The sequence below is a fragment of the Kribbella sp. NPDC031520 genome, from assembly GCF_055580825.1.
Genome location: NZ_JBVIKS010000009.1, coordinates 42,581 through 57,786, shown reverse-complemented (window position 1 = coordinate 57,786; position 15,206 = coordinate 42,581). Strand labels below are relative to the sequence as shown.

17 protein-coding genes are annotated in these 15,206 nt (G+C 68.6%); 11 read left to right on the top strand and 6 right to left on the bottom strand.

Translation table 11 applies throughout. The annotated features are described in order from the left end of the window. Nucleotides 1-68: 68 nt before the first annotated feature. The 3 genes from glmS to nucS all read right to left on the bottom strand — a co-directional run bounded on the left by glmS (nucleotide 69) and on the right by nucS (nucleotide 2,948). Entirely contained in the window at nucleotides 69-1,889 is a 1,821-nt protein-coding gene (gene glmS / locus ACZ5BU_RS35685) for a glutamine--fructose-6-phosphate transaminase (isomerizing) (RefSeq protein ID WP_465705284.1), read from the bottom strand. Nucleotides 1,890-1,928: 39 nt separating this feature from the next. Continuing rightward, nucleotides 1,929-2,210: a hypothetical protein gene (locus tag ACZ5BU_RS35680; protein WP_465705282.1), complete on the bottom strand. Its 282-nt coding sequence runs from the start codon at nucleotides 2,208-2,210 to the stop codon at nucleotides 1,929-1,931. Between the two features lie 78 nt (nucleotides 2,211-2,288). Further along, complete coding sequence (nucS, locus tag ACZ5BU_RS35675; protein ID WP_465705280.1) at nucleotides 2,289-2,948, bottom strand: endonuclease NucS; 660 nt, start codon at nucleotides 2,946-2,948, stop codon at nucleotides 2,289-2,291. 78 nt (nucleotides 2,949-3,026) lie between these two features. On the opposite strand from nucS, the gene ACZ5BU_RS35670 reads away from it, so the two are divergent. The 6 genes from ACZ5BU_RS35670 (at nucleotide 3,027) to ACZ5BU_RS35645 (ending at nucleotide 7,869) form a co-directional block, all read left to right on the top strand. Further along, a complete protein-coding gene (locus tag ACZ5BU_RS35670) occupies nucleotides 3,027-3,350 on the top strand; it encodes a hypothetical protein (protein WP_465705279.1) in 324 nt (107 codons plus the stop codon). After that, complete coding sequence (locus tag ACZ5BU_RS35665) at nucleotides 3,347-4,240, top strand: class I SAM-dependent methyltransferase (RefSeq protein ID WP_465705277.1); 894 nt, start codon at nucleotides 3,347-3,349, stop codon at nucleotides 4,238-4,240. Before ACZ5BU_RS35670 ends, ACZ5BU_RS35665 begins: the two co-directional genes overlap by 4 nt. Then, nucleotides 4,240-4,674: an NUDIX hydrolase gene (locus ACZ5BU_RS35660; protein ID WP_465705567.1), complete on the top strand. Its 435-nt coding sequence runs from the start codon at nucleotides 4,240-4,242 to the stop codon at nucleotides 4,672-4,674. Before ACZ5BU_RS35665 ends, ACZ5BU_RS35660 begins: the two co-directional genes overlap by 1 nt. Nucleotides 4,675-4,738: 64 nt before the next feature. After that, the gene (locus ACZ5BU_RS35655; RefSeq protein ID WP_465705275.1) at nucleotides 4,739-6,517 is read left to right on the top strand and encodes a 3-hydroxyacyl-CoA dehydrogenase family protein; all 1,779 of its coding nucleotides are present in this window, start codon (nucleotides 4,739-4,741) and stop codon (nucleotides 6,515-6,517) included. A 27-nt stretch (nucleotides 6,518-6,544) separates the two neighbouring features. Continuing rightward, nucleotides 6,545-6,850 carry a hypothetical protein gene (locus ACZ5BU_RS35650; RefSeq protein WP_465705273.1) on the top strand — a complete coding sequence of 102 codons (306 nt, stop codon included), beginning with the start codon at nucleotides 6,545-6,547 and terminating at the stop codon, nucleotides 6,848-6,850. Next, a complete protein-coding gene (locus ACZ5BU_RS35645; protein WP_465705271.1) occupies nucleotides 6,847-7,869 on the top strand; it encodes a zeta toxin family protein in 1,023 nt (340 codons plus the stop codon). Before ACZ5BU_RS35650 ends, ACZ5BU_RS35645 begins: the two co-directional genes overlap by 4 nt. Here the strand turns inward: ACZ5BU_RS35645 and ACZ5BU_RS35640 are convergent. Beyond that, on the bottom strand, nucleotides 7,866-8,648 hold the full coding sequence (locus tag ACZ5BU_RS35640; protein ID WP_465705269.1) for a phytanoyl-CoA dioxygenase family protein: 783 nt from the start codon (nucleotides 8,646-8,648) through the stop codon (nucleotides 7,866-7,868). The two genes, ACZ5BU_RS35645 and ACZ5BU_RS35640, sit on opposite strands and share 4 nt — an antisense overlap. Before the next feature lie 50 nt (nucleotides 8,649-8,698). On the opposite strand from ACZ5BU_RS35640, the gene ACZ5BU_RS35635 reads away from it, so the two are divergent. From ACZ5BU_RS35635 to ACZ5BU_RS35620, 4 genes are all read left to right on the top strand, one after another. Then, nucleotides 8,699-9,496 (top strand): helix-turn-helix domain-containing protein, encoded by a 798-nt coding sequence (locus ACZ5BU_RS35635; protein ID WP_465705268.1) that lies wholly within the window; start codon nucleotides 8,699-8,701, stop codon nucleotides 9,494-9,496. 10 nt (nucleotides 9,497-9,506) lie between these two features. Then, nucleotides 9,507-10,367: an ABC transporter substrate-binding protein gene (locus tag ACZ5BU_RS35630; RefSeq protein WP_465705266.1), complete on the top strand. Its 861-nt coding sequence runs from the start codon at nucleotides 9,507-9,509 to the stop codon at nucleotides 10,365-10,367. A gap of 116 nt (nucleotides 10,368-10,483) precedes the next feature. Further along, the gene (locus tag ACZ5BU_RS35625) at nucleotides 10,484-11,215 is read left to right on the top strand and encodes an amino acid ABC transporter permease (protein ID WP_465705264.1); all 732 of its coding nucleotides are present in this window, start codon (nucleotides 10,484-10,486) and stop codon (nucleotides 11,213-11,215) included. Next, a complete protein-coding gene (locus ACZ5BU_RS35620; protein ID WP_465705262.1) occupies nucleotides 11,212-11,955 on the top strand; it encodes an amino acid ABC transporter ATP-binding protein in 744 nt (247 codons plus the stop codon). Before ACZ5BU_RS35625 ends, ACZ5BU_RS35620 begins: the two co-directional genes overlap by 4 nt. Here ACZ5BU_RS35620 and ACZ5BU_RS35615 read toward each other — a convergent pair. Then, a complete protein-coding gene (locus ACZ5BU_RS35615) occupies nucleotides 11,933-12,580 on the bottom strand; it encodes a response regulator (protein ID WP_465705260.1) in 648 nt (215 codons plus the stop codon). The genes ACZ5BU_RS35620 and ACZ5BU_RS35615 overlap by 23 nt on opposite strands. Continuing rightward, nucleotides 12,532-13,830 carry a sensor histidine kinase gene (locus tag ACZ5BU_RS35610; protein ID WP_465705258.1) on the bottom strand — a complete coding sequence of 433 codons (1,299 nt, stop codon included), beginning with the start codon at nucleotides 13,828-13,830 and terminating at the stop codon, nucleotides 12,532-12,534. Before ACZ5BU_RS35610 ends, ACZ5BU_RS35615 begins: the two co-directional genes overlap by 49 nt. A gap of 190 nt (nucleotides 13,831-14,020) precedes the next feature. Here ACZ5BU_RS35610 and ACZ5BU_RS35605 point away from each other — a divergent pair, with 190 nt between their 5' ends. Continuing rightward, nucleotides 14,021-15,040, top strand: a complete 1,020-nt coding sequence (locus ACZ5BU_RS35605; protein WP_465705257.1) for a fatty acid desaturase family protein — start codon at nucleotides 14,021-14,023, stop codon at nucleotides 15,038-15,040. Nucleotides 15,041-15,206: the final 166 nt, after the last annotated feature.

The following is a 15,206-nucleotide window of genomic DNA, read 5'->3' as shown; positions in this document are numbered from 1 at the left end:
CGGCCCCCGTCACGCTGAGCGTGGCGGGGGGCGTCGTGCTGCGATTGTGATGGCCTGGCGGCCCGCCGCTACTCGACGGTGACGGACTTGGCCAGGTTGCGGGGCTTGTCGACGTCGTGGCCGAGGGCAACGGCCGCGTAGTACGCGATGATCTGCAGCGGGATGGTGAGCAGGATCGGGTCGAGCTCCGGCTCGTTCTTCGGGACCACGATCTTCGCCGCGACCCCGTCCGGTACCTCGACGCCCGGGTGCGTGACGACGTACAGCGGGCCGGACCGCGCGCCGATCTCGTGCAGCGCACCGATGTTCCGGTCCAGCAGCTCGTCGTCCGGGACGATCGCGACGGTCGGGACGTCCGGCGAGATCAGCGCCAGCGGACCGTGCTTCAGCTCCGAGGTCTGGTACGCCTCGGCGTGCCGGTACGAGATCTCCTTGAGCTTCTGCGCACCCTCCCGGGCCACCGGGTAACCGCGGGTACGACCAACGAAGAAGAGCGATTCGTGCTGGGCGAGCCGGCCGGCGATCTTGGCCAGCTCCTCTTCCTGCGCGACGATCGCGGCGATGTGCTCGGGGAGCTTCTTCAGCCCCTCGATCAGCCGCCGGCCGTCCGCGGGCGAGACGTCCCGGATCCGGCCGAGGTGGATACCGAGCATCGCGAACCCGACCGCCATGTTGGTCAGCGCCTTGGTCGACGCGACCGAGACCTCCGGGCCGGCGTGCAGGTACACACCGCCGTCGACCTCGCGGGCGATGCTGGATCCGACCGCGTTCACCAGACCGATGACGCGGCCGCCCTTGCGCTTCAGTTCCTGGACGGCGACCAGCGTGTCCAGCGTCTCGCCGGACTGCGACACGGCGACGTACAGCGTGTCCCGCTCGACGACCGGGTTGCGGTACCGGAACTCCGAGGCCGGCTCCGCGTCGGCAGGGATCCGCGCGACCTCCTCGATGAACTGCGCGCCCATCTGGCCCGCGTAGTACGCCGAACCGCAGCCGAGGATCTTGACCCGCTTGATCTCCCGGGCCTCGCGGGCGTCCATGTTCAGGCCGCCGAGGTGCACGGTGTGGAAGCGCTCGTCCAGCCGGCCCCGGATCACCCGGCCGACCGCGTCCGGCTGCTCGTGGATCTCCTTCATCATGAAGTGCTCGTGCAGGCCGCGCTCGAACTCCTCGGCCTCCCACTCGACCGTCTTCGCGGTCTTCGTGGTCGGGGCGGCGTCCTGGGTGAACGTGCGGTACCCGTCGGCGCGCACGGTGGCGAGCTCGCCGTCGTCCAGGTAGACGACCTGGCGGGTGTAGCGGATCAGCGCGGCCGCGTCGGAGGCGACGTGCATCTCGCCGTCGCCGATGCCGAGGATCAGCGGGCTGCCGTTCCGGGCGACCACGATCCGGTCCGGGAAGTCCAGGTCGATGACGGCGATGCCGTACGTGCCCTCGATCCGGCGCAGGGCTGCCATCACCTTCTCCTCGAGGGTGGCGCCGTCGGCCTGCTCGATCAGGTGCGCGAGGACCTCGGTGTCGGTCTCGGAACGCAGCTTGACGCCCGCGTCCTCGAGCTGGGTGCGCAGCGCGCCGGCGTTGTCGAAGATGCCGTTGTGGACGACGGCGATCCGCTCGTTGCCGCTGGCGTGCGGGTGCGCGTTGTCCTTGCTGGGGCCGCCGTGGGTGGCCCACCGGGTGTGGCCGATGCCGAGCTTGCCGCCGAACCGCTTCGGCAGTGACGCCTCCAGTTCACGGACCCGGCCGGCGTCCTTGTGCACCTTGAGTTCGCTGGACCCGAGTACGGCGACGCCCGCCGAGTCGTAGCCCCGGTACTCGAGCCGGGCCAGGCCGTCCACAAGGATGGGCGCGGCCGGCTTGGTGCCGACGTACCCGACGATTCCGCACATGTAGTGGTGCCCCTTCGTAGGTTCGGTTGAGCGGGCCCGTCAGCCGTAGACGATCCGTCGCAGCTGCCGGGCCGAGAGTTCGGGTGAGCGGACCGGCCAGTGCCGGAGCTCGGTGCCGAGCCGGGCGAAGATCTCGTCGTTGCGGGCACCGTAGGTCTGCAGCTCACGGTGCCGGCGCCGGACGTACTCCTCGGTCGTCTCGGTGAAATAGGCCAGTACGTCGGCGACCACGCGCCGCGCGACATCCGCCGGCAGTCCTGTCGTCCGGCTGACCTGATCGGCCAGCTCACCGACCGGCTCCACGGCCGCCTCACTGATCACCTGTCAACCATGCAGTGTTTCCGGGGCGATGGCAAAGCTTCTGCCCGAAATCGGGCAAATTTCCTGCTTTGTCAGTAGTTAGAAGAGCCGAAGTACGTCGGACTCCATGCCGCGGAGGGCGTCGTAGTCGACGGTCAGGCACTCCAGGCCGCGGTCGGTGGCCAGGAACTGGGCCTGCGGCTTGATCAGCTGGGCGGCGAAGATACCGCGCACCGGAGCCAGCAGCGGGTCGCGGTTGAGCAGTTCGACGTACCGGGTGAGCTGCTCGACGCCGTCGATCTCGCCGCGGCGTTTGATCTCCACCGCGACGTGCCGGCCGTCGGCGTCGCGGAGCAGCAGGTCGACCGGGCCGATCGCGGTCGGGTACTCCCGCCGTACCAGCGTCCAGCCGTCGCCGAAGGTGTGCACGTGCTCGGCGAGCAGCTCCTGCAGGTGCGCCTCGACCCCGTCCTTGATCAGCCCCGGGTCCTGGCCGAGCTCGTACGAGGTGTCGCTGTGCACCTCCTCGAGCGTGATCCGGAGCTCCTCACCGGCCTTGTTGGTGACGCTCCAGACGTTGTCCTCCTCGACCAGCTTGCACGGCGGAGACATCCAGTTCAGCGGCTTGTACGACCCGCCGTCGGCGTGGATCAGTACCGACCCGTCCGCCTTCACCATCAGCAACCGCGGCGCCATCGGCAGATGAGCCGTCAGCCGCCCCGAGTAGTCCACAGAACACGTAGCAATCACCAAGCGCACGAGAAAGCACCGTAGTGCACGAAGCGCACGAGAAAGCACCGTAGTGCACGCGGGGTACGGAGTGGGAAGGTGGTGAGCATGATGCCGAAGGTGAGTGCCGAGGCGGTTGCGGCGTACGACGCGGTGGCGGCCGGGCTGGAGCCGGCCGGGGTGGTGCGGGGGAGCATGTTCGGGATGCCCTGCCTCAAGATCGGCAAGAAGGTGGTCGCGGGGATGTTCGGGGACGCGATGACGTTCAAGCTGCCGCCGGAAACGCTGGTCAAGGCGCTCGCACTGGACGGTGTGGAGCAGTTCGATCCGGGTATGGGTAGGCCGATGAAGGAGTGGGTGAAGATCCCGCTCGCCCGGTCCGACGTCTGGCCGGAGTACGCCGCCGACGCCTTGGAGTATGTCGCTCGATGAACCTCATGTGTCCCGCGCGGATCCTGCTGCTGCCCGGTGACGTCCAGGACGCCGACCTGGTCGGTGGGGTCGGCGAGCGGGTCGTCCAGGTGTACGCCGGCCCGTTCGAGGCGGCGGCCGGTTCGCAGTTGGCGGAGCGCCTCGGGGTGCGGCTGACCGTCGTACCGGAGCTGACCCAGCGGCCAGAGGCGGAGCTGCAGGCGATCGCGGACCTGCACCGCGGCGAGGCCATCGTCGTTCTCGGTCTGGATCTCGGCCTCAAGCTCCCTGCGGTCGTCGAACACACCGGTGACGGATGGACCCGGGTCGCATCGGACAACGAGCTCACGCTGGCCGCGTACGAGCAGGCTCCGGACAAGTTCCGCGACACGATCCCGAAGGACCCGAGCAACGCCCTGATCGAGCTGCTCGCCGGGCGGGTCGCGCCTCAAGCACGCCTGCTGGAGCTCGGCAGCGGTGCCGGGCGGGACGCGCTCGAGCTGGAGCGCCGCGGCTACCGGGTCCGCCGTACCGACGCGACCCAGGCGTTCGTCGACATGATGCGGGCCGACGGGTATGCCGCCGACCGGCTGAACGCGATCACCGACGAGTACGGCGGTCCGTACGACGCGGTGTACGCGAGCGCGGTGTTCCTGCACTTCGATCGCGCCGAGCTGAACGCCGTACTGCGGAAGTCGGCCCGTTGCGCGCCCGTCCTGGCCTTCTCGACCCGCGAGGGCAAGGGGGAGGAGTGGTCGAACCGGCACCTCGACCTCCCGCGACACTTCGTGCTCTGGCAGGAGGAACCGTTGCGCGAGTTGCTGACGGCGACCGGGTGGACCGTCGACGGCCTGATCCGGACCGAGTCGAAGATCGGGTCCTGGTTCCAGATCCTGGCGAAGCGGTCGTGATGCGGGCCGGCGTCGTACTGATCACTCCGGAGGGGCTCGCGGCGATCGAGCGAGTCCGGGACAGGCGGACGTACCACGTCCTGCCGGGCGGTCAGGTGGAGGACGGCGAGAGCCCGGCGGAGGCGGCGCGGCGGGAGGCGTACGAGGAACTCGGCCTGCTGGTGAAGATCCGGCATGCGGTCGCGGTCGTGCATTTCGGCGACAGTACGCAGCACTACTTCACGGCGGACGTGATCGGCGGCGAGTTCGGTACGGGTGACGGGCCGGAGCTCGCGGCCGGTGGTTACCGACCTGTGTGGTTGTCCTTGTCCGAGCTCACCGCTCGGGACCTGCGACCGCGGCCGATCGCGGCCGCGCTCCAGGGCGCACCGGATCCGTCGTGGCTGCTCGACGGCTGGACTGTGACCCCGGTGGTGCTAGACGAACCCGTGTGAGGTTGACCTCGCCGGTGACGCAACTCATGGGCGGACCAGTGTCCGGACTGGCATAGTGCACAGCATGGCTCGGGAACTGACGACAGTGGGTGTGGTAGGGCTCGGCACGATGGGCGCCGGGATCGCCGAGGTGTTCGCGCGCCACGGCCTGACCGTGGTCGGCGTCGAGCGCGACGAGGAAGCCGCCGAGCGCGGCCGCGGCCACATCCAGCACTCGACCGACCGGGCCGTGAAGCGCGGCAAGCTGTCGGTCGAGGACCAGCAGGCGCTGTTCGACCGGGTCACGTTCGCCACCTCGATGGAGGCGCTCGCCGACTGTGACCTGGTGATCGAGGCGGTCGTCGAGCGGCTCGAACTGAAGCGCGAGATCTTCGCCACGCTGGACAAGATCGTCCGCGAGGACGCGATCCTCGCGACCAACACCTCGTCGTTGTCGGTCACCGAGATCTCGGTCGCCACCCAGCGGCCGCGGCGCGTGGTCGGCATGCACTTCTTCAACCCGGCCCCGGTGCAGGAGTTCGTCGAGGTGATCAAGACCGTCGTCACCGAGCCGGACGTGGTGGACGACGTACAGGCGCTGGCCCGCCGGCTCGACAAGGTCCCGGTGGTCGCGGCCGACCGGGCCGGGTTCATCGCGAACGCGCTGCTGTTCGGGTACCTGAACCACGCGGTGTCGATGGTCGAGTCCAGGTACGCCACGCGTGAGGACGTCGACGCTGCGATGCGGCTCGGCTGCGGGTACCCGATGGGGCCGCTCGCGCTGCTCGACCTGATCGGCCTCGACACGGCGTACGAGATCCTTGACACGATGTACAAGCAGGGCCGGAACCGGCTGCACGCGCCGGCCCCGATCCTCAAGCAGATGGTCACCGCCGGGCTGCTCGGCCGGAAGACCGGTCGCGGCTTCTACACCTACGAGTCGGCCGATTCGCCGGTCGTGGTGGACGACGAGCACACGCCTTCCATGGCCGGGGACGAGATCGCCGTACGTCCGGTCAAGCAGGTCGGCGTGGTCGGCTCCGGGACGATGGCGGTCGGCATCGTCGAGGTGCTCGCGAAGGCCGGGTACGACGTGCTGTACGTCGCCCGCGGTACCGAGAAGGTCGAGCGGGTCCGGGGTGTCCTGGAACGTTCGCTGGAGAAGGGCGTGCAGCGCGGCAAGCTGTCGTCGGACGAGCGGGACGCGGCGCTGCGCCGGGTGACCGGTACGGCGAAGCTCGACGACCTTGCGTCCGTCGACCTGGTGATCGAGGCCGTGGTCGAGGAGCTGAGCGTCAAGCAGGCGCTGTTCGAGACGTTCGACGAGATCTGCAAGCCGGGCGCGATCCTGGCCACCACGACCTCGTCGCTGCCGGTCATCGACCTGGCGATGGCGACGAGGCGGCCGGCCGACGTGGTCGGGCTGCACTTCTTCAACCCGGCACCGGTGATGCAGCTGGTCGAGGTGGTCAGCACCGTGAGCACCGCGCCGGACGTCGCCGACACGGTCGCCGCCGTAGCCGTTGCCGCCGGCAAGCACCCGGTCCGCTGCGGCGACCGCGCCGGTTTCATCGTCAACGCCCTGCTGTTCCCGTACCTGAACGACGCGGTCCGGATGCTCGAGGCGCACTACGCGGGTGTCGACGACATCGACGCCGCGATGAAACTGGGCTGCCGCCTCCCGATGGGCCCGTTCGCCCTGCTCGACGTGGTCGGCCTGGACGTCTCCCTCGCCATCCAGCGCACCCTCTACCTCGAATTCCGCGAACCCGGCTTCGCTCCCGCCCCCTTGCTGGAACACCTCGTCACCGCCGGCTACCTGGGCCGCAAAACCGGCCGCGGCTTCCGCGACTACAGCAATTGATCGACCCGCCGGGGCTACGCTGCGTACGTGCCCGAAGAGCGGAAGAAACACATCACCGAGGCCCTCGGAGGGCGGCCACTGGCGCCACTGACCGATGCCGAACGGATCGAGGCCGAGCGTGTTCGCGTCCTGATCCGGGCCGTCCTGGCGAGCTACAACGCGCTGATCGCCAAGGAGACCGAGGGTTCGCGGCGCGCTGAGTTGGAGGTGCAGCGAACCGCCCACACCGAGGTGTTCCGGCGGCGGGTCGGTCTCTCGGCGGAGGAGCGGGCCGAGATCCTGCGGACCTATCCCGGCCTGCTGGCCGGCCTGCGAGCCGATCTCGGCGAATGACCGACCTTGCGCTCACGCCGGCCGAGTCCGCGGCGCTCCTGGCCCAGCGAATCGACGAGATCACCCCGACGGGACGCCCCGTGCGGGCCCCCGGTGTACCGGCGCTCGCCGTGGCCGTCGGCGGGCAGCCGGGTGCCGCGAAGTCGACGATCCAGGACCGGGTGCAGGCGGCGCTCGGCTTCGGGACGACGGCGTCGTACGACGCGGATGACGACCCGGAAGCCCATCCGCGCTATCGCGAAGCGACCCGCGAGGGTGGTGCGACGGCACATGACGACGTGGTCAGGAGCCTGCCGCCCGAATTGAGCGAGCAGTGCCTGAACAGTGTGCTGTCGGCGGATCCGCCGTACGACGTCCTGACGAGTGCCTGGATGGGGAACCCGGATCAGGCGAAGCAGGTTCTGGACCAGCTCCGAGGTTCCGGTCACCGGGTGGTGGCCGTGTACGTCGCGACGAACGAGGCCGACAGTCTGCTCGCGATCGCCGAGCGGTACCAGTTGGCGAAGGACAACGCCGGCGCCGGACGGCTGGTGGATCCGCGGGCGCACAACGCGGTCTACCGGGGAGTTCCGGACGCGGCCCACGCGGTGGAGACGCTGGGGTACGCCGACGACATCTACGTGGTGGACCGTTCGGGGCACGTGCTGTTCGAGAACCACCGGCTGGCCGACGGCACACTGGAGCGGGAACCCGGAGCCCGGGACGCGCTCGTTGCCGGACGCAACCGTCCGCCGACGCCTTTCGAGCAGCGACGGTTCGTCGGCACCGTGCGCTCCCTGCGGGCACGCGGCGACGAGCTGGAGGAGCCAGTGGACGAGCTGGTCCGGGAGGCGATGCGAAAACAGGTCGAGCGCCCGGAGCCGCAGCCTGCCCCGGTTCGCGGGCCACGTCTCGACGATCGCCTGGCAGCGCTTCGGCACGTCACCGGCGCGGGTCTCGCGCCGCCCGGTCCCAGCCGAACGCAGCCCCCTACCGGACGCCCGCCGCAGCGTCCATCCCCGCCCGGCCGCGAACTCTAGGGCTCCATCTCGGCGTAGTCGCCGCAGGGGCCGCCGCCGATGGCTTCGGGGAGGACTGTTTCGCGGCGGTCGAGCTTGATGAGCGGGTTGTAGAAGGCAGCGATCTCGACGCTGTCCTCGGGGATGTAGTGGAAGATCAGCGAACGGCGGAAGCGGTCGTCGGTGCTGTTCGGGCGCGAGCCGTGCACGACGCTGCCGTGGAAGAACAGGACGTCCCCGGCCTTCATCTTCGTCTGCACCTTGCTGAGGCCGTCCGGGATCGGGACCTCGACGCTGGTGAAGGACTCGGTGAGGTCGGCAGGCTCCGGGCAGGCCAGTTCGGTCTTGTGTGAGCCCGGTACGACGGCCAGCCCGCCGTTGTCCGCGTCCACGTCGTCGACCGCGATCCAGGCCGCCAGACAGGTCTCCGGATCGGCGCGCAGGAACGTGTTGTCCTGGTGCATCGCCTGCCCGCGCGCACCCGGCGGCTTGAAGTAGAACATCGACTGCGCGCCCAGCGCCGGACCGATCAGCGCCTGCACGACATCGAGGATCCGGCTGTCCAGCATCAGCTCGAGCGAGAGCCGTCCGGCCTCCACGTCGGTCCGCCGGTGCGGATGCACGAACCGCGGGTACTTCGCCAGCGGGTCGTCCTCGGGTACGCCGTCATCGATCGCGAGCGAATGGTCGACGGCGACCTGCTGCATGAATACGGTCCTGATCCGCTCGACCTCGGCGGAATCGAACAACTGGGGGACCTGGACGATGCCGTCCCGCTGGTAGATGTCCACGACTGTCATATCTCAAGGATCTGTTCGCCACAGGCCGCCGGACGATAGCGTATCTGGCTGTGAACCTTCGAGATCCTGCTGAAGCGCCGCATCCGGTGGTCCGCCGGCTGGTGACCGGCGAGTTCGACGAAGGGCCTGAGTACGCGACGTACCGGCGGCGCGGGACCACCGACTGGCTGCTGGTCCAGACCCTCGACGGACAGGGACGATTCGGCCAGGTCAGCGCGCAGCCCGGAAGCGTGACTCTGGTCCGCCCGGGGACGCTGCACGACTACGCGACGGTCGGCCACCGGTGGCACTTCCTGTACGCGCATGTGAACCCGAAACCCGACTGGCTGCCGCTGCTCGACTGGCCGGAAGTTGCCCCCGGCATCGTCCAGCTGCACCCGGCGGAACCCACCTTCCACCGGATCGCGGACCATCTGAAGGACGCCGTACGCCATCAGCACGGCGTCGTGCCCCAGGCCGAGCAGCTGAGCGCGAACTCGCTCGAGGCCGCGCTGCTGTGGTGCGACACCCAGAACCCGAAGGCAGTCCAGATCGACGACCGCCTGCTGCGCGCGATCGAGCTGATCGACCAGGACCTGACCGCGAACCTCGACGTACCGCGGCTGGCCAAGGCGGTGAACCTGAGCGTGTCCCGCTTCGCACACCTGTTCCGCGAGCAACTCGGCGTCACCCCGCAGCAGTTCGTCGAACGCCGCCGCCTCGACGCCGCCGCCCGCCTCCTCGAACTCACCAGCCGCCCGGTCGCCTCGGTCGCCGCCCAGGTCGGGTACGCCGACCCGCTCTACTTCTCCACCCGCTTCCGCCTACATACCGGATCCAGCCCCACCGCGTACAGGAAGAGGCCTTAAGGTTCTGCGCATGAGAACGCGTGCTGCTGTGGTGGGGCTGGCCGTACTGGCGGTCGTGGGGCTGGGAGCGTGTGCACCGGCGGACAACAACTCGTCCGGTACGTCGACGCCGTCGGGGTCGGATGCGTGCGCCAAGGACAAGCTGGAGGTGAAGACGGCCGGGACGTTGACGGTCGGCACCGACAAGCCGGCGTACGAGCCGTGGTTCAGCAACAACGACCCGAACAACGGCAAGGGGTACGAGTCGGCGGTCACCTACGCGCTGGCGAAGAAGCTCGGATTCGTGCAGGCCGAGGTGAAGTGGCGGACCGTGCAGTTCAACACCGCCTTCGCGCCCGGTCCGAAGGCCTTCGACCTGGACGTCAACCAGGTGTCGATCTCCGACGAGCGCCGCAAGGCCGTCGACTTCTCCTCCGGGTACTACGACGTACGGCAGACCGTGATCACCACCGCGGGCAGCAAGATCGCGAACGCGAAGTCGGTCGCGGACCTGGCGGACGCGAAGCTCGGCGCCCAGGTCGGTACGACGAGCTACACCGAGCTGCGCGACATCGTGAAGCCGAAGCAGCCACCGGCCGTGTTCGACTCGAACGACCTCGCGGTGCAGGCGCTGAAGAACAAGCAGCTCGACGGGATCGTCGTCGACCTGCCGACCGCGTTCTACATGACCGCGGCGCAGCTCGACAACGGCAAGATCGTCGGGCAGCTCCCGGCCGGCGGGAAGGCCGAGCAGTTCGGCTACGTACTCGAGAAGAACTCGAAGCTGACCGCGTGCGTCACGCAGGCAGTCGACGCGCTGAAGGCGGACGGCACGCTGGCCAACCTGCAGAAGCAGTACCTGACCGAGTCAGGCGCTCCCGAGCTCTCGTGAGTACTTGGCAACCGTCCGAGTTACAGCGTGAGCGGATCGCGTACCGGAGCAGGCAGGCGCGGCGATCGACCCTGATCGCCGTTGTCAGCACGGTGATCCTTCTTGTCCTGGTTGTCGTGGGCATCGGTTCCACACCGGGCTGGCCGCGGGTCCGGGCGACGTTCTTCGACGTCCACCGCGGCTGGCAGGCACTGCCGATCGTTGCCCAGGGCCTCTGGCTGAACGTCCGTGTGATGCTGGTCTGCGCGGTCCTGATCGTCGTGTTCGGGATGACGCTGGCGATCATGCGCACGTTGCGCGGGCCGATCTTCTTCCCGTTGCGGGTGTTCGCGGCGGCGTACACGGACGTGTTCCGCGGGCTGCCGTTGCTGCTGGTGATCTTCCTGCTCGGCTTCGGCGTACCGGCGTTGCAGTTGCGCGGGCTGCCGAATCAGGCGGTGATCTGGGGCGGCGCCGCGCTCGTACTGACCTATTCGTCGTACGTCGCCGAGGTGTTCCGCGCCGGGATCGAGTCGGTGCATCCGTCGCAGCGGGCGGCCGCCCGTTCGCTCGGGCTTACGTACCGGCAGACGCTGCGGTTCGTCGTACTCCCACAGGCGGTACGCCGGGTGCTGCCGCCGCTGCTGAACGACTTCGTCAGCCTGCAGAAGGACTCCGGGCTGATCGCCGTCCTCGGCGTCATCGACGCGATCCGGGCTGCGCAGCTGGAGACGGCCGAGGACTTCAACTTCACGCCGTACGTCGTGGCCGGGCTGCTGTTCGTCGCACTGACGATCCCGTTGACGCGACTGACCGACTACGTCGCGCGGAGACAGGGCTGGTATGGCGGGGGAGGCGGACCGGTATGAGCCTGCTGACACTGCGTGGAGTGCGGAAGGCGTACGGCGAGAACGTCGTACTGGACGGGTTCGATCTGGACGTCGCGGCGGGGGAGTGCGTCGTGCTGATCGGGGCCTCCGGCTCCGGGAAGTCGACGTTGCTGCACTGTGTGAACCTGCTGGAGACCGTGGACGACGGCGTGATCGAGCTGGCCGGTTCCGATATCACGGACCCTCGGGTCGATGCGGACAAGGTACGATCCGGGATCGGGATCGTGTTCCAGTCGTACAACCTGTTCCCGCATCTGACCGTACTGGACAACATCACGCTCGCACCGATCCGCGTGCACCGGGTGCCGCGGGAGGTCGCGCGGGCGCGGGCTTTGCAGATGCTGGAGCGCGTCGGTCTCGCGGACAAAGCGGCGGCGAAGCCGGACGAGTTGTCGGGCGGTCAGCAGCAGCGTGCCGCGATCGCCCGCGCGATGGTCAACTCGCCGCGGCTGATGCTGCTGGACGAGGTGACGTCCGCGCTCGATCCCGAACTCGTCGGCGAGGTCCTCGACCTGCTCCGCGAACTGAAGTCCGAGGGCATGACGATGCTCGTCTCCACCCACGAGATGGCTTTCGCCCGCGAGGTAGCCGACCAGATCTGCTTCCTCCACCACGGCCGCCCTCTCGAGGTCGGCCCACCACGGCAGGTGATCGACAGCCCGCGGGAACCCCGCACCCGCGAGTTCCTCAGCAGGATCAGCGCGACGAGAGGTACGTGAGCACCGCCATCACGCGGCGGTTGTCGTCCTCGGACGGGGGGAGGTCGAGTTTGGCGAAGATGTTGTTGGTGTGTTTGCTGACGGCCTTTTCGGTGACGAAGAGGGCGGCGGCGATGGCGGCGTTCGAGCGGCCTTCGGCCATCAGGCCGAGGACTTCGGACTCGCGTGGCGTGAGCCGGCTGACGGGGGAGTCCCTGGTGTTGCGGGCCAGCAGCTGACCGATCACGTCCGGGTCCATCGCGGTACCGCCGCCGGCGACCCGCCGGACCGCGTCCAGGAAGTCGGCGACGTTCGACACCCGGTCCTTGAGCAGGTAGCCGACACCGCCTCCGCCGCCGGTCAGCAGCTCGCGGGCGTAGAGCTGTTCGACGTACTGCGAGAGCACCAGGATCGGCAGGCCGGGCACCTGGGTACGGGCCTCGATCGCGGCCTTCAGGCCCTCGTCGGTGAACGTCGGTGGCAGCCGGACGTCGACCACCGCGACATCCGGCCGGTGCTCGACGAGCGCGGGCACCAGCCGGGGTCCGTTGTCGACCGCCTCCACGACCTCGAAGTCGTGCGCCTCCAGCAGGCGGATCAGGCCGTCCCGGAGGAGGGCGTGGTCTTCAGCGATGAGGACTCGCAAGGCAGCTCCATGATCACAGTGGTCGGCCCGGCGCTCGGGCTCACCACGGTCAACGTACCGTCGAAGGCGGCCAGCCGCCGCTCGATACCGTACAGACCTCCGCCAGGCGTGACGGCAGCGCCTCCGACGCCGTCGTCGCCGACGATCATGTGCAGCTTCTCGTCCTCGTGCGTGATCTGGATCCAGGCGTTCGTGGCGGCGGAGTACTTGACCGCGTTCGCGAGGCATTCGGCGACCGCGAAGTACGCCGCGGACTCGACCGGCGCGGGCGGGCGGCCGGGGACGTCGAAGGTGGTGTCGACCTTGAACGGGCAGGTCAGCGCGAGCGCCTTGACCGCACCTTCGAGGCCGCGGTCGGCCAGCACCGGCGGGTGGATCCCGCGGACCAGGTCGCGGAGTTCGGACAGCGCCGTACTCGCGGACTCCCGGGCCTCGGTCAGCAGCGCGGCAGCCTGGGCCGGGTCGCGGGCGACCATCTCCTCGGCCATGCCGAGGTTCATGCTGAGCGCGGCCAGCCGGGCCTGCGCACCGTCGTGCAGGTCGCGCTCGATCCGGCGCAGCTCGGCCGCCTGGGTGTCGACGGTCTCGGCGCGGGACTCGGACAGTTCGCGGACCCGCATCGCCAGCTTTGCGCTCTCGGTCGGGCCGAGCAGCGAACGGGCCAGGAACGCGTTCGCCCGCAGCAGCCGCTCGCCGGCGGCGTTCCAGATCAGGAACGCGATCAGTGCGACCGGCATCACCAGGAAGCTGGTCCAGAAGTTGACGTGGAACAGCCCGCCGAACGGCTCGGTGAAGACACCCTCCGGCGTGACGCCGACGAGCAGCGGGTAGACGAGATAGAACAGCCCGGCCAGGAACAGTACGGCGCTCAGCAGGCACAGCGTGAAGCCGACGACCGCGTTCACCAGCAGCCAGGCGACGTCGCGCCAGGTCTGCGGATCGGTCAGGATCGTCCGCAGCCGCATCAGCATGCCCGGGAGCGGCGGCTGCTTGTACGGCCGCGGGATCCGTTCGCCGAGGAAGCCGGCCAGGATCGTGCGGTGGCAGTTCGCGAACCAGCGTGCGGTTGGTACGACCACAAGCAGCAGCGGGATGCCGACCCAGACCGCGATCAGCGGCACGGACACCACACTGAGCACGAACAGGGCGATCCCCAGCTCGGCCAGGATCGCCAGGAACAGCGCGATCCACGGCTGGGCGACCTTGGGATACCGCATCGGCGGTGCGTCAGTGGTGGCGACAGTGCTCATGTCTCCCATCATGACTCAGCGTGTGCTCAGGCGCGGTGGGGTTAACTCCCCTCTGGCCGGAGGCCTGTCACCCCCAGCCATTTGGGTAGTAGCTCTCATGTTTTCAGCCGTTAGGGCGCAGAGGGTTGATGCCGTACGCTGGCCGCGGCTGTACGCCTAGGCCTCCCACCGCACCCGAGACGAGGACCTGATGGCTCAGCCAACCGTGTTAGTTCCCCCTACCCGCGGCAGTGATTTCTCCCCGCTGCTACGTGAGATCAAGTCCGCCGGTCTGCTCGAGCGACGGACGGCCGCGTACGCGATGGCGATCGGGATCAACGTGGTGCTGATGGGCCTGACCTGGGCGGGGATGGCCGTGATCGGCGCCTCGTGGTGGGTGCTGCTGCTCGCGCTGCCGCTGGGAATCCTGACCACGCGGGCCGCCTTCTTCGGGCACGACGCCGGGCATCAGCAGATCGCCGGCTCGCGCAAGCTGCACGACTGGATCGGGATGCTGCACGGCAACCTCGTGCTCGGGATGAGCTACGCCTGGTGGGTCGACAAGCACAACCGCCACCACGCGAACCCGAACCACACTGACAAGGACCCGGACGTCGGCGAGGGCGTGTTCGTCTGGACCCTGCAGCAGGCCGAGGGCCGCAGTGGCTTCGAGGGCTGGCTGACCCGCAACCAGGCGCGGATCTTCTTCCCGCTGCTCACCCTGGAGGGCTTCAACCTCAAGGTGTCGAGTATCCGCTTCCTGCTAGCGCGCCGTCGTACGGAGAAGCTGGAGATCGGCCTGATGGCCGCGCACCTCGTGCTGTACTTCAGCGCTCTGTTCCTGATCATGTCGCCCGGCCAGGCGGTGCTGTTCGCGCTGATCCACCACATGGTCTTCGGACTGCACCTCGGCAGCGTGTTCGCGCCGAACCACAAGGGCATGGAGATGCCCGACGACGACAGCAACTGGGGCCACCTGGAGAAGCAGGTGCTGACGTCGCGGAACGTGAACGGCGGTCTGGTGACCGACTGGATGATGGGCGGGCTCAACTACCAGATCGAGCACCACCTGTTCCCGAGCATGCCGCGGGCCAATCTCCGGTTCGCCCAGCCGATCGTCCGGGAGTACTGCGAGCGCATCGGAATGCCCTACGTTTCAACGGGTCTGATCGATTCGTACCGAATGGGATTGCGTCACATGCACGCCGTCGGCGAGGAACTTCGTAGGTGAGCTAGGTCATACGACTAGCCTTGAGGGGCTATGTCGCGCAGAAAGCCTTCCAAGTGGCAGCGGGGGGGGGGGGGGCGGGCGTTTTTTTGTTGTTCCCCCCCCCGTTAGGTTGAGGCGGACGGTAGAGTGGGAGTTCTGTGGGTTTCCGGGTTCTCGTTGGTGCCGG